Raw genomic sequence first — 13,718 nt, 5'->3', positions numbered from 1 at the left:
GGGTTGTTACTTTTACTTATTTCAAAGTATGGCTCTGAATATTTTGCTTGAGAGCTATGCCTTCCTCACAAACTCTGATTTAAGTGCCATGGAGCCAAAGCCATCTATTTTGCAGTCTATGTTGTGGTCTCCGTCCGTTAAGCGGATATTTTTAACTTTTGTACCTGCTTTTACCGGTTTCGGGGCGCCTTTTACCGGTAAGTCCTTTATTACAACAACAGCATCTCCATCCTGAAGTACGTTCCCGTTAGCGTCCAGTACCTTTGCCCCTGCCTCCTCTTCAACTTCATTAACATTCCACTCATTTCCGCACTCCGGGCAGGCATACGTTTCGTCGCCCATCGCATAGCCATACGGCGAACTGCATTTGGGGCACTGCTTCATTTCTTCTGGCATAGCGCTGTTTTATTTCTACTATTTTGTCTTAAACTGATTACCAAGGTGCTCTCTTGCAAGTTTTATTAAAAAGAGAGATTAAATTTTTCTGACAGCAATTGATCGAGTTGCTCGAGATCCGATTTTAAATCTTGATGGCCCTGCAATAAGGATGATTCAGGAGTTGCTCTATTGAACAGATTTTTCAACTCGACCATTTTAAAGTAAAACGACTTAGATTGCAGCTCTAAATCTAGTTTTGCTAGCTTTTCTTCAATGTCGATTCGTTTTTGCTTGACTACCTTTACTATTTCAACAGCCGCGTTGAAAGCTATCTCCTTCTGCTCGACAGCTATTAAAAGTCCGCATTGAAAGCTGGCACATCTCTTGGGCCTTTGCTCGTAAATGGTACAGCCATCGCAAAACCTTTTGCAGGGTTGCATGAAGAAGCCCCTCTCGTTTGCCTCCTCCAACTCTAATAACTCTCTTAATCTTGGAACTTCATCAGAGTCAACCTCAACAAAACCAATCATGGTACCGTCGCAGCAGCACCCACAAGCCAAACAAATATTCGTTGAATCGTTCACGTTTTCTAATTGTAGATACTTTGTTCATGCGCTCTCTTAGCGCATTTTTAAATTGGTGGTAACGGTGTGGTGTAGCTGAAGCCCGTAGCACAGCAAGGGTTTAAACTGCAAAGGGTTAGCTGTAGTTTTACTAAATGTTTTTGATATAGTGTCGATTTGGAAGGCTATTTCCTACAATATATATATCACAATTTTTCAACTTTTTTACTTCACTTATGTCTTCGAGACGATTACATTGAAATGCGTATAATCGTCTTAAATTTACTAAATGATCGCACTTTGGAAATCTTACCACTTTAGAAATATATTGGAGATTTATTTCTTCAAGATTGGGTAATTGTTCTATAAAATCAATACTATCGATTTTTGAATTTGTCTTTATAAACAATTTCCTAAGTGAGTGAATATTTTGTAAGAACTTAAATTCTTTTACCCGTCCCCCATAGTTTGCAAATGATTCTATTGGAATGTCTTGTAAGAAATCGAAGCCCTTTAATTTTGTTGAGGTAAATCCGATTGTTCTTAAATTTTTAAGCTCTGAAACGGTTGTGGTAATATCTTTATAGTCTCCTATAAGATCAATACTTTCCAAAGTATCTTTAAAATCTAAACCAAACTTTAAACTAATCTTTTTCGGTTGTCGAAACCCAAGACCCAGATGAACAAGTTTCTTTAATTTGTATAGTGGCTCAACCGAACCAAAAACAGCTGTGTTCCAGCTAAACCTCTCAACATTAGGAAGAAAATGCAAAAAACTTATGTCTGCCCATTTATCTTTATAACCGTAAACTCTCAGTGTTATATCTTGCCTTTTTTTAAAAACGACTTCATTTAAAATATTTAAAGTTACTTCGTCTGGTTTAGTTTCATGAAACTGAATTACTCTTAATTTAGGCAACTGTAGCAATTGCTCTGCAATCGAGTAATCAATAGGTTGTGTAAAATGGAAGATCTCTTTAGTGAACAGTCCTTCTATCATCAAAGTTTGGTATCAATTTATTAGGAATAAGCTACAAATGACAGCCAACTACTGTATATAAGGATGTCTAATCCATATATACGCCCAAAAACGGCGGCTAAACGGAATCAGACTAACGAATACACTATATATAGAACCTATAATACTTCTACGAAGCTAAACCTACCCTACCACCAACTCTTCAAGCAGCGCTTCCATCTCTCGCTGTACTACGAAGGCAGCTTCGCGGGCGCGTTCGGCAAAGTCGTAGCCAGAGGAGGCGTAAATGATGGCGCGGGCAGAGTTTACCAGCAGGCCGCACTGGCGGTTCATGCCGTTCCGCGAAATCTCTTCCAGGTTGCCGCCCTGGGCACCCACACCCGGCACCAGCAGGAAGCTGTCCGGTGCTACCCGGCGCACGCGCTGCACATAATCTGCCTGGGTGGCACCCACTACATACATCATGTTATCGGCTGTGCCCCACTCTTGGCTTGTTCGCAGCACTTGCTCAAACAGGTATTCCTCGTTGCCATCCTCCAGGCGCAGCATCTGGAAATCCTGGCTGCCAGCGTTAGAGGTCAGGGCCAAAAGTATAACCCACTTGCCATCCTGCTTCAGGAAAGGCTTCACCGAGTCGGCGCCCATGTATGGGGCAACGGTAACCGAGTCAAAAGTCATGTTCTCGAAAAAGGCACGCGCATACAGCTCCGAAGTGTTCCCGATATCGCCGCGCTTGGCATCAGCAATCGTAAAAATCTCCTTCGGAATAATTTCCAGCGTGCGCTGCAGGCTTACCCAACCTTGCGGCCCCTGCGCCTCATAAAAAGCGATGTTCGGCTTATAAGCCACGCACAAATCGGCGGTTGCCTCAATTATCTGGCGGTTGAACTCGAAAACCGGATCTTCAAACTCCAGCAGGTGCTGCGGCAGTTTCTGCGGGTCCGTATCGAGGCCGATGCATAAGTATGATTTTTTCTTTAGGATTTGCTCAAAAAGCTGCTCTCTTGTCATGGCTTGCGGGCTGTTTGGTTTCTACAAAAGTATGAATTTGGCGCACAGCCGGAAACTTTAGCAGTCTATTTTACGGGATGCATGCTTTAACACGGGTCTGTAACAGAAAAGGCTGCCCCACACGGAGCAGCCTTTTCTATATCATAGAGGTTATGTTATCTTAAATCAACCACGGTTACGCCTTTATACTTGGCCTTGTTAAAGGTAAAGGCATCGGAGGCGAGGGTTGGGTTTGCCTGAAAGTTATTGATGGTGTAGCTGTACTGGTTGCCGTTATTTCGGAACATTTTCCAGCTTTTCAGGGTCTTGTCTTTCTGGCTGATGTACAGGCGTACTTTGTAGATCGGGTTCTTACGGTCTTCAGGAGAAAGCTCGATTACGTCGTGCTTCACGCCGCCCAGGGTTTCTGTGCCGGCATACGCATACTTGTAGCCCTTTTTATACATGTCGAAGATCTTGCTTGGTGCCATAGCCTCTGCCTCTTCATCGGCTTCAGTAATAGTTACTTCGTTGGCATCCTTCAGGAAAGTGTACATGTTCTTGCCATCGCTGATGATCTCCTGGCCGCTAACGCCCAGTCTATACTTGTCGCCGCTTACGGTAATGTTGCCGTTCATGGTTTCCTTTACTTTAGCGGAAGGATTTTCTAGGGTTTGCGCAAAATCAGCTTTAAAAGCTTTCATGCTTCTATACTTCTGGCTCATGGCGTTCAGGATTTTTGAGGCCTGAGGATCCTGCTGCGCATTCGCCACAGATACAAACATCAGCATAACCAGCAGTAGAGATAGTAAATTTTTCATGTCGTAAGTAAGTCGTTTAAACATTCTACCCGAGGGTATTCAATAACTGTTCCAAACTGTACTCGTCCGGAATTAAAACTTCGCGCGCCTTGCTTCCTTCAAACGGACCAACAATGCCCGCCGACTCCAACTGGTCTATCAGGCGGCCTGCGCGGTTGTAGCCCAGCTTCAGGCGGCGCTGCAGCAGCGAGGTGCTTCCCTGCTGGTGCTGCACAATAACGCGGGCGGCTTCCTCAAACAGGGTATCGCGGTTGCTGGCGTCAAAGTCGGCTTTATCGTTTCCGCCTTCATCGCCCACAAACTCTGGTAACAGGTAAGCATCGCTGTACCCCTGCTGCTCGCCAATGTGCTCACAAATCCTGTCTACCTCCGGTGTATCCACAAAGGCACACTGAATACGGATCATGTCTGAGCCAATGGAGAAGAGCATATCGCCCTGGCCAATAAGTTGGTCAGCGCCACCGGCATCCAGAATGGTGCGTGAGTCAATTTTAGAAGTTACTTTAAAGGAGATACGCGCCGGGAAGTTCGCCTTAATTATACCCGTGATTACGTTTACCGATGGGCGCTGCGTAGCCACCACCAGGTGTATACCAATGGCTCGGGCCAGCTGTGCCAAACGCGCAATCGGGGTTTCCACCTCCTTACCGGCGGTCATCATCAGGTCGGCAAGCTCATCTATCACCAGCACAATGTATGGCATAAAGCGGTGGCCCTTCTGTGGGTTCAGCTTGCGCTCCACAAACTTGCGGTTATACTCTTTGAGGTTGCGGCAGCCGGCATCCTTCAGCAGGTCGTAGCGCATATCCATTTCCATACAGAGCGAGTTCAGCGTGTTCACTACCTTTTTGGTATCGGTAATGATGGCTTCCTCGCTATCCGGCAGCTTGGCCAGGAAGTGGCGCTCAATCTTGTTGAACAGCGATAATTCTACCTTCTTCGGGTCCACGAGCACAAACTTGAGCTGCGATGGGTGGCGCTTGTACAGCAAAGAGGTAAGTATGGTATTTAAGCCAACGGATTTACCCTGGCCCGTGGCACCCGCCATGAGCAAGTGCGGCATTTTGGCTAGGTCCGTCACAAACACCTCGTTGGTGATGGTTTTACCAAAAGCGATCGGCAGATCCATGTCGCTCTTCATAAACTTCTCCGTGGAAAGTATGGACTTGATAGATACCATCTCCTTTTTGGTGTTCGGCACCTCAATACCAATCGTACCTTTACCCGGAATCGGGGCAATAATACGGATACCCAGCGCGGCAAGGCTTAGAGCAATATCATCTTCCAGGTTTTTGATTTTGGAGATTCGCACTCCGGCATCAGGCACAATCTCGTACAGCGTAACCGTTGGGCCAATGGTGGCTTTAATGCTGGCTATACTTATGTTGTAGTGGCCAAGTGTTTCAACAATCTTGTCTTTGTTGGCCTCCAGTTCTTCCTTGCTTACCTGAATTTTATTTACACCATAGTCCGTCAGCAGGTCGATGTGCGGGTATTGGTAACGGGCCAGATCCAGCGTCGGGTCATAGTTCTCCATGTTGCCGATGGCGGTCTCCTCCTCCGGCACTTCCTCAATTTGCAGCGCCATTTCCGGCTCCTCGTCTTCGTCGTCCGCCATGGCATCATCCAGAAACGTATCTTCCGGCAGGTCGATATCCAGTTCCAGAGCAGGTGCGGCAGGTTTCTCGGGCGCGGCTGGCGGTTCAGGCTTTTGCTCCTGCTGCTGCAGGGCGCTTAGCTCCATTTCCAGGGCGCGGTTTATTTCTGCGTCGTCGCTATCATCAAACGGCACCTCCTCTTCATCGTCTTCATACTCCAGCGAGGCCGTTGGGTCTGCGTTGTGGTTTACGCTGTTAGCCTTTGCGCCCAGCACATCGCCCAGGCTTTCGGCGTAGTTTCGTTCTGCGCCGGCACCTTCGGTAGCCAGTGTTGCAGCCTTAGAAGTGCCCCAGTTAACATTTGTGATATTGAAGAAGCTTACCACAAACACCAACAGCAGGAACCCAAGCAGCAGCCAGGAGCCCCAACCTATCAGGCTGTTTAGCCAGATGGCTGTTTCTATACCCACAGCTCCGCCTAAAAAGCCAAAAGGGCCAACGGCATCCATCGAGAACACGATATAGCCCATAAGCAGGCTCAGCCATAGCATACTGAAGCTGCAAAGCCCCAGCACATAGCTCAGCGATACATTAACCCGCTTAAAAACGATTTTAGAGCCTGTAAAAAACAGGACAGGTATAAAAAAGAAGGCGCCAATGCCTACCAAGTCATTTATAAAGATATGCGATAGCCAGGCACCGAAAAGGCCCAGCCAGTTCTCTGCTTCTTTCCCGGATTCTTTAAGGCCGGAGCCGCTCACGGTTTCCACTACGCTCTGGTCAGCGTTGCCGGTAAACAGGTAGGATACGAAGGCAATCGTCAGGAAAAAGGAGAAAAGCAGAAACGTGAAGCCCATCGTCAGCTTAAAGCGACGGTCCTGCAGAAAACCGATTCTTAGATTAATCCGGGGCCTCGGAATCCGGAAAGACCATTTTTTCTTTTCTTTCTTCGGCTTCTGCCCTTTTGGCACATTTGCCCCACGTGGCTCATTCTTACCACGCACCTCATTCTTCCGCCCTGCTTGCAGCGTGTCGTCTCTGTAAGTGTTTTTGGCCATACCCTCAGCTATCGTTAGAATCCCAAATTTACACTTTTTCGTGGCAAAGCCTTAGCCTAACTGCCCGAATGTAGCTTACCTGGAAAGTAATTTTTTGTTGATCTGGCTCACCAGGGATGGTCCCTCGTAGATGAAGCCAGTATAGAGTTGCACCAGATCAGCGCCGGCATTCAGCTTGTCAACCGCATCGGCGGCTGTCATTATTCCGCCCACGCCAATCAAACGAATCTCCGGGGGTAAAAACGTGCGCAGGTGCTGTATAATTTGTGTGGATGGAATGGTGAGTGGTTTTCCGCTCAGGCCGCCCATTCCTATTTCTGTTACCTGTGCCTCCGGTGTGTGCAGCCCTTGGCGGCTGATGGTAGTGTTTGTACCGATAATGCCGCTCAGCTTGGCCTCTATCGCAATTTCAATGATATCGTTTAGCTGGTTCAGGTTAAGGTCCGGGGCAATTTTGAGCAGCAGCGGCTTAGGCGTGCCCATCTTCTGGTTCTCCTCTTGCAGCGACACCATCAGTTTTTGCAGCGGCTCCTTGTCCTGCAGCGCGCGCAGGTCCGGGGTGTTAGGCGAGCTCACGTTCACCACAAAGTAATCTACCACGTGGAACAGCGCCCGGAAGCAGTATAAATAATCGCTGAGCGCCTCCTCGTTAGGTGTTACTTTGTTTTTGCCGATGTTGCCGCCCACAATAATGTTGCTCTTGCGCTTCTCCAGCCTCCGCACAGCAGCGTCTACGCCTTCGTTGTTAAAGCCCATGCGGTTTATAATGGCTTGGTCCTGCGGCAAACGGAACAGGCGCGGCTTCTCGTTTCCGGTTTGCGGTTTGGGGGTCAGCGTGCCGATCTCCACAAAGCCAAAACCCAACTCAGCCAGCTCGTCTACCAGTTTTGCATCCTTATCAAAGCCAGCGGCAAGGCCCACCGGGTTCGGAAACTTCAGGCCAAACAGCTCGCGTTCCAGCCTCGGGTTTTCTACCTTGAACATACTTTCGGTAATGCTTTTGGCAAAGGGCAGCTTCAGGGAAGCACGTAAAGCGTCGGTAGACAAGTAATGCACTTTCTCGGGATCGAGTTGGAAAAGCAGCGGGCGCAGGAGGCTTTTGTACACGGTGTATCAGGTTAGGTTATACTTGCCTGCAAAGATAGGATTAGGATTTAATGATTGTTGGGTAAAGAGGATTTTTTAGATGGCGAGGGTAAAACTAAAGCTTGTTTATACTTGCTAAGGCCGATGCTTTGCGTTTACTGGGATGCCCGAATGTATGCTTGCAGCTTGTAGTTAGGCAGCGCTATTTATACTTTACCTGAAAAGATTCTCCAGCACATCACCTACAAAGTATGCCAGAATAGCGGCTATGCCACCCAAAGAAAGTGTTTCAGCGATGCCCTGCAGCACGTTTTTATTGTTAACCGTACTTTTAAGCGCACCTATTATACTTAGCGCCAGGCCAGTGAGAAGGCAGGCGTACAAAAAGAGGCTATCTTTACTTGTGTCAAAAAGCAGCGCGAAAACATAAGCCGCCAAAGGTATAAAGCCAATCAGCAGAAAAGAGCCGAAGGTCATGCCAGCGGTCTGGTAGGGCGATTTATGATCTTTGGACAGTTCCAGTTCCTCCTTCATCATCGTGTCCACCCATACTTCTTTGTCGGATGTTATTACCTCTACCACCTGCTCCAGAAGTTCGCCTGTAAAGCCTTTTCTCCGGTAGATGCTGCGGATCTCCTCTACCTCCGTCTCCCGCAGGTTTTCCACCTCCCAATACTCTGTGGCCTTGTGCTTATCGTAATTATCAATCTCTGCTTTCGTGGAGAAAAAATTACCTACCGACATAGAGAAGCCATCTGCTATCAGGTTGGCAAAACCAAGTATAATAACGACCGGAATATCGAGGTTGGCACCTGTAGAACCGGCCACTACGGCAAAAGTGGTAATGGCTCCGTCTATGCCGCCGTACACAAACTCCGGCAAAAACGCTTTGCTCAGTAAACCGGTGCCGCCTGTTGCATGAGGTTCTTCCATAACCGTATGGTTTTGGTTTCTCTAACGCAGTATCAGCTTCTTGGGTGGAAATCTTTGATCACTTGCTTCAGATAATCGCGGTCGAGGTGCGTGTAAATCTCAGTGGTGGTGATGGACTCGTGGCCCAGCATCTCCTGCACAGCGCGCAGATCAGCGCCGCCCTCTATTAAATGCGTGGCAAAGGAGTGCCGGAACGTATGGGGGCTAACGGTTTTCTGAATCCCGGCTTTGGCTGTCAGGTCTTTTATGATGGTGAACACCATTACGCGGGTCAGTTTTGCTCCCCGGCGGTTCAGGAAAAGTATGTCTTCGTGGCCTTTTTTAATAGTAAGGTGGCAGCGGATGCCCTCACGGTATAGTTTGATGTGCTTTAAGGCATCGCGCCCAATCGGCACCAGGCGCTCTTTCTCCCCCTTACCCGCTATTTTGAGAAAACCGGCATCTTCGTACAAATTGCTGATGCGCAGGTCAAGCAGTTCGGATACACGCAGGCCGGAGCTGTAGAGCGTTTCCAGTATGGCGCGGTTGCGGGTGCCCTCTGGCGTAGAGAGGTCAATGGCGGCCAGCAATTGCTCTATTTCATGAAAAGCCAGCGTATCAGGCAGTTTACGGCTTAGCTTCGGGGCTTCAATGGTATCGGTGGGGTCAGTCTGCATCATGTCTTCCATGATGAGGAACTTGTAAAAGGCACGTATGCCAGACAGCGTGCGGGCCTGCGAGTGCGGCGTCATGCCCAGTTCATTTATCCACTCCAGAAAATCACGAAGTATGGCCGGCGAGATATTCTCCGGCGCCACCTGCAGCCCCCGTGCATCCAAAAACTCCACCAGCTTGCGCATATCGCGCCCATAAGCCTCTACAGAGTGCTTCGACAGCGATTTCTCCAGCTTCAGGTACTCCTCAAATTGCTTTAAACAGATGCGCCAGTTCACGTTAGAGAGTTAGATGGTTAAGAAGTTTGGGAGTTAGAGAATCCTGAATGTGTGAATGAGTGGATTTTAATCCTGTTCATCCTTCCATCCTGTAAATCCTGATCCAACAATCAAACAATTTTTAAACAGCAAAGATAGTTAATCCTTACCTTTGTGACATTGGAAATTTGCATACTTAAAACTATGAAGATACTTATTCTAAACGGCCCAAACCTGAACTTGCTGGGGGTGCGCGAAAAAGCAATTTATGGCAGCCGCTCTTTTGAAGATTATTTTGAGGAGCTGAAAGAGGCCTTTCCGGGGCTGGAGCTGTCTTATTTCCAATCAAACACAGAGGGCACGCTTATAGATAAGCTGCACGAAGTAGGCTTTAGCCACAAAGGCATTGTGTTTAATGCTGGTGCGTATACTCATACTTCGGTGGCTTTGTCTGATGCCATTAAGGCCATTGACACGCCGGTGGTGGAGGTGCACATATCCAACGTGTACGCCCGCGAAGCCTGGCGCCAGAAAAGTATGATTGCACCTTACTGCAAAGGCAGCATCAGCGGTTTCGGGTTAGAAAGTTACCGACTTGCCCTACAGCACTTTGAGCGCCTAAAGCCAAACCAGATCGGTTTTAATGTATAAATCATGTAACCCGGGCCGTTATAGGTTCGTTATTACGACTTTTAAAATATAGTATAAAAGCTATATAAAATCACCGCCTCATGCTTAACTTCTATCCTGGCCCATCTAAAGTATACCCTGAAGTTCGCACTTACCTGGCAGATGCGTACGACGAGGGCATTCTGAACACTCCCCACCGGAGTGAGCAGTTTGTGCAGATGTCGCGGGCGGTGGTGAACTCTATCAAGCGCAAGCTCAACATCCCGCAGGACTACTACATTTTCTTCGCCTCTTCGGCCACAGAATGCTGGGAAATCCTGATCCAGAGCCTGACGAAGCACAAAAGCTACCATATTTACAACGGCTCTTTCGGGGAGAAATGGTTTGAGTATGCCCAAAAGCTGCGTTCTGCGTCCGAGGGTTTACAGTTTGATGTGAACGAGCCGATGCCGGTGAGCGACCTGCAGATTAGCCCGGATACAGAACTGATTTGCTTTACGCAGAACGAAACCTCCAACGGCACACAGGTAAGCCCTACCACTATCCTGAACCTACACAACCGCTTCCGCGACACGCTAATCGCCGTGGACGCCACCTCTTCTATGGCTGGGCTAAACCTGAAGCTGATTAAGGCTGATATCTGGTTTGCCTCCGTGCAAAAGTGCTTTGGCCTGCCTCCGGGGCTGGCAGTGATGGCCTGTTCGCCACGCGCTATTTTCAGGGCCAAAAAGATGGCCGAGCGCAACCACTACAACAGCCTTGTGCCGATGTACGAGAAGATGCTGAACTACCAGACCACTCATACGCCCAACGAGCTAAACATTTACCTGCTCAAGCGTATGCTCGAAGACCGCCCATTCATAAAAGGCATAGAGCAGCACCTGACAGACCGCGCACAGGACTTGTATACTTTCTTTGAGCAGTTTGTTGATTTTAAGCCGCTGATAGAAAATGAGGAAGTCCGGTCTAAAACTGTTATAACGCTGCAGGGCACCGATAAACTGGTAGAAGATGCCAAGAAGCGCGCGCTGCACCACAACATTCGCCTTGGCAACGGCTACGGGGCATGGGCACGCAATACGTTTCGCATCGCTAACTTCCCGGCCATACAGGATGAGGAGTACGAGGAGCTGAAGCGCTTTTTCCTGCATTACTACGCCTGATTGGAGTTGAGGAGTTAGAGCGTTTAGGAGTTATTTTGCATGGCAAGTCTATAGCCTCTCAAACCATCCCTAACTTTTTAACACTTTAGCTCCAGATGCTCTAACTTTCTAACTCTTTAACTCTCTAACTTCCTAACTCACTGTGTTTAGCATAAAAGAGATAGCGTCGGTTACGCTCACGCTGTTTGCCGTGATTGATATCATTGGTTCTATCCCGATCATAATTGACCTGCGCAAGCGGGAGGGGAAAATTGAGTCGGAGAAAGCAACGGTTATCTCAGGGGTGCTGATGATTGCGTTTCTTTTTCTGGGGCAGTCTATCCTGAGCCTGTTCGGTATCGACTTCGAGTCTTTTGCCATGGCCGGTGCCATTATTATATTTTTAATAGGTCTGGAGATGATCCTGGGCAAAGACTTCTTTCATTCTGACCCGGAAAGCAAGAGCGGATCTATTGTGCCGCTGGCGTTTCCGCTTATTGTAGGTGCCGGCACCATGACGACGCTGCTCTCATTGCGCGCGGCTTACTCGCTCCCGAATGTGCTGGTAGGCATTGTGCTGAACCTAGTGTTTGTATACATTGTACTGAAGGCAAGCAGCTGGATAGAGCGTAAACTGGGTAAAGACGGTGCCAACGTGCTACGTAAGGTGTTCGGTATCATACTGCTGGCTATCGCCATCAAACTGTTTAAAACAAATTTGTAATTTTGAATGAGTGGTTGAGTGAATGAGTGAGTACAAAACATTCGCTCATTCACCCAACCACTCATTCACCACTTATACTATGATCGAATTATATACAGACGGAGCTTCCAGAGGCAATCCGGGGCCGGGCGGCTACGGCACTATTTTGCGCTGGAAGCAGCATGAGAAGGAGTTGACAGAGGGGTTCCGTAAAACGACAAACAACCGCATGGAGCTGCTTGCCGTGATCAAGGGCTTGGAGGCAATTACCAAACCGGGCATGCCGGTTACCGTTTACTCCGACTCTAAATATGTGGTAGATGCCGTGGAGAAAGGCTGGGTGTTTGGCTGGCAGAAGAAAGGTTTTAAAGGCAAGGCTAACTCCGATTTGTGGTCTCGCTTTCTGCGCGTGTACCCGAAGCATAAAGTAAAATTCGTCTGGATTCGCGGCCACGCAGGCCACCCGGAAAACGAACGCTGCGATGAACTTGCCGTAGCCAGTGCCCTATCCTCTAACCTGCTCATAGATCAGGGCTTTGAGTCCGGGGCATGCCAGCCGAGTTAATTTAAGGAGAGAATGCGTGATTGAGAAAACTTGATGCTCGCTATACCTCTAGAGGTGGCACACCTGAACAGTCAGGAGATTTTTATTGAAGCCGCGGCTTGCTACTAAAATGCTTTTGAAGCGATAGCGTTACGTTATACTTTAGACCAATCACTCATCCAAAATCAACCTCCCATGCCCAACACCTACTTCCAATTTAAGCAGTTCCGGGTGGAGCAGGACAAGTGCGCCATGAAGGTTTGCACCGACTCCTGCGTGTTTGGGGCTCATGTTGCCGTAAAAGAGGCGCAGCGGATACTGGATATTGGCACTGGCAGCGGGCTGCTCTCGCTGATGGTGGCACAGCGGAGCGCGGCAAGTATAGATGCCGTGGAAATTAACCCGGAGGCGCAGCTTCAGGCGCAGGAGAATTTTGCCGCCAGCCCCTGGCAAGCACGACTGCACCTGCACCCCATAAGCCTGCAGGAATTTGCCAGGCAGAAGCGCCCAAAGTATGATGTTATACTTTCTAACCCGCCTTTCTTCTTAAGCTCCCTAAAATCGCCGGATGCTGCCAAAAATACAGCAAAGCATATTGGAGAACTGCTGTTTGAGGATATTTTATACTTTGCCCAGCAACAGCTGACGGAGCAAGGGAAGTTATACTTGCTGCTACCTCCCCCCGAAGCATTATACTTTGCCAAACTGGCCTTAGCCTCTGATTTATACTTGCAGGAGGTGCTGCAGGTGTATACTTACCACGGCGGTAAATGCATCCGCCACATCCAGGCGTATGCTTTTGCCCCTGTTGCAGCACCCGTTACCAAGGAGTTTTTCATCAGAGAAGAAGACAAGGCAACCTATACTTCTGACTTTGCAGACTTGCTACAGGCCTATTACCTCATCTTGTAAGCGCCTTGTTGGGCAAAGCACTCGCCAGCACCTTCCGGCATTGCAAGCTTCTTTCACGCTGAAGGATTATGCAGAAGTCAGCTGATATCCTGCAGCTTACTAATTTTATCGCCTTCAAAGTAAAAGATTGATTTGCCGGATAGGGTTAGTTTGTCTCCGGCTTTCATTCCGTTGGGCAAATCCATTGCCACAATGCCGCTGTAATTAATCTCCGCTTCTGCCACATCATCGTTGAAATTTATACTTTTAACCTGCTGCTCCCTTTCCAGAAAGTATTCGGCAGCGGCCTCGGCCTGTTGTTTAAAAGCAGAAATACCCAGAATCCTGAGGTTTGTGATGCCGTCAGAGATGTTCTCAAAAACTACATCCGGGTGCATGTGCTTGCTCATGCCAGCTACATCAAAAGCGTTGTAGGCTATTACGTAGTTTTCTATTATCTGTCTTTTTTGCGTTTCGTTACTCATCTCATA

15 protein-coding genes are annotated in these 13,718 nt (G+C 48.2%); 5 read left to right on the top strand and 10 right to left on the bottom strand.

The genetic code is table 11. From position 1 onward, the window contains the following. Positions 1 to 54: 54 nt before the first annotated feature. The 9 genes from Q1B04_RS14295 to xerD form a co-directional block, all read right to left on the bottom strand. Positions 55 to 396 (bottom strand): zinc ribbon domain-containing protein YjdM, encoded by a 342-nt coding sequence (locus tag Q1B04_RS14295; RefSeq protein ID WP_299759911.1) that lies wholly within the window; start codon positions 394 to 396, stop codon positions 55 to 57. 65 nt (positions 397 to 461) lie between these two features. Beyond that, a complete protein-coding gene (locus Q1B04_RS14290) occupies positions 462 to 962 on the bottom strand; it encodes a hypothetical protein (RefSeq protein WP_299759909.1) in 501 nt (166 codons plus the stop codon). A gap of 130 nt (positions 963 to 1,092) precedes the next feature. Further along, positions 1,093 to 1,941 carry a hypothetical protein gene (locus Q1B04_RS14285; RefSeq protein ID WP_299759907.1) on the bottom strand — a complete coding sequence of 283 codons (849 nt, stop codon included), beginning with the start codon at positions 1,939 to 1,941 and terminating at the stop codon, positions 1,093 to 1,095. Positions 1,942 to 2,103: 162 nt separating this feature from the next. Then, positions 2,104 to 2,931, bottom strand: a complete 828-nt coding sequence (pyrF, locus tag Q1B04_RS14280; protein ID WP_299759905.1) for an orotidine-5'-phosphate decarboxylase — start codon at positions 2,929 to 2,931, stop codon at positions 2,104 to 2,106. 155 nt (positions 2,932 to 3,086) lie between these two features. Beyond that, positions 3,087 to 3,731: an outer membrane lipoprotein carrier protein LolA gene (locus tag Q1B04_RS14275; protein ID WP_299759903.1), complete on the bottom strand. Its 645-nt coding sequence runs from the start codon at positions 3,729 to 3,731 to the stop codon at positions 3,087 to 3,089. 25 nt (positions 3,732 to 3,756) lie between these two features. After that, positions 3,757 to 6,387, bottom strand: a complete 2,631-nt coding sequence (locus tag Q1B04_RS14270) for a DNA translocase FtsK (protein WP_299759901.1) — start codon at positions 6,385 to 6,387, stop codon at positions 3,757 to 3,759. A 75-nt stretch (positions 6,388 to 6,462) separates the two neighbouring features. Continuing rightward, complete coding sequence (locus Q1B04_RS14265) at positions 6,463 to 7,494, bottom strand: quinone-dependent dihydroorotate dehydrogenase (RefSeq protein ID WP_299759899.1); 1,032 nt, start codon at positions 7,492 to 7,494, stop codon at positions 6,463 to 6,465. A 192-nt stretch (positions 7,495 to 7,686) separates the two neighbouring features. Continuing rightward, positions 7,687 to 8,406: a VIT1/CCC1 transporter family protein gene (locus Q1B04_RS14260; RefSeq protein WP_299759897.1), complete on the bottom strand. Its 720-nt coding sequence runs from the start codon at positions 8,404 to 8,406 to the stop codon at positions 7,687 to 7,689. Between the two features lie 32 nt (positions 8,407 to 8,438). Beyond that, a complete protein-coding gene (xerD, locus tag Q1B04_RS14255; protein WP_299759895.1) occupies positions 8,439 to 9,338 on the bottom strand; it encodes a site-specific tyrosine recombinase XerD in 900 nt (299 codons plus the stop codon). A 183-nt stretch (positions 9,339 to 9,521) separates the two neighbouring features. Between xerD and aroQ the strand changes: the two genes are divergently transcribed. The 5 genes from aroQ (at position 9,522) to Q1B04_RS14230 (ending at position 13,248) form a co-directional block, all read left to right on the top strand. Beyond that, positions 9,522 to 9,968 carry a type II 3-dehydroquinate dehydratase gene (gene aroQ / locus Q1B04_RS14250; RefSeq protein WP_299759893.1) on the top strand — a complete coding sequence of 149 codons (447 nt, stop codon included), beginning with the start codon at positions 9,522 to 9,524 and terminating at the stop codon, positions 9,966 to 9,968. 80 nt (positions 9,969 to 10,048) lie between these two features. Beyond that, positions 10,049 to 11,110, top strand: coding sequence for an aminotransferase class V-fold PLP-dependent enzyme (locus tag Q1B04_RS14245; RefSeq protein ID WP_299759891.1), 1,062 nt, complete (start codon positions 10,049 to 10,051; stop codon positions 11,108 to 11,110). 142 nt (positions 11,111 to 11,252) lie between these two features. Beyond that, complete coding sequence (locus tag Q1B04_RS14240; RefSeq protein WP_299759889.1) at positions 11,253 to 11,813, top strand: MarC family protein; 561 nt, start codon at positions 11,253 to 11,255, stop codon at positions 11,811 to 11,813. Between the two features lie 79 nt (positions 11,814 to 11,892). Beyond that, positions 11,893 to 12,357, top strand: a complete 465-nt coding sequence (gene rnhA / locus Q1B04_RS14235) for a ribonuclease HI (protein ID WP_299759886.1) — start codon at positions 11,893 to 11,895, stop codon at positions 12,355 to 12,357. A 174-nt stretch (positions 12,358 to 12,531) separates the two neighbouring features. Then, entirely contained in the window at positions 12,532 to 13,248 is a 717-nt protein-coding gene (locus tag Q1B04_RS14230; RefSeq protein WP_299759884.1) for a methyltransferase, read from the top strand. A 77-nt stretch (positions 13,249 to 13,325) separates the two neighbouring features. Here Q1B04_RS14230 and Q1B04_RS14225 read toward each other — a convergent pair whose 3' ends face one another. Then, positions 13,326 to 13,712, bottom strand: a complete 387-nt coding sequence (locus tag Q1B04_RS14225; protein WP_299759882.1) for a nuclear transport factor 2 family protein — start codon at positions 13,710 to 13,712, stop codon at positions 13,326 to 13,328. Positions 13,713 to 13,718: the final 6 nt, after the last annotated feature.

It is taken from the genome of uncultured Pontibacter sp. (assembly GCF_947495565.1).
GTDB lineage: Bacteria > Bacteroidota > Bacteroidia > Cytophagales > Hymenobacteraceae > Pontibacter.
The sequence above is the reverse complement of the archived record's forward strand: the minus strand, read 5'-3'. Positions and strand labels throughout refer to the sequence as shown.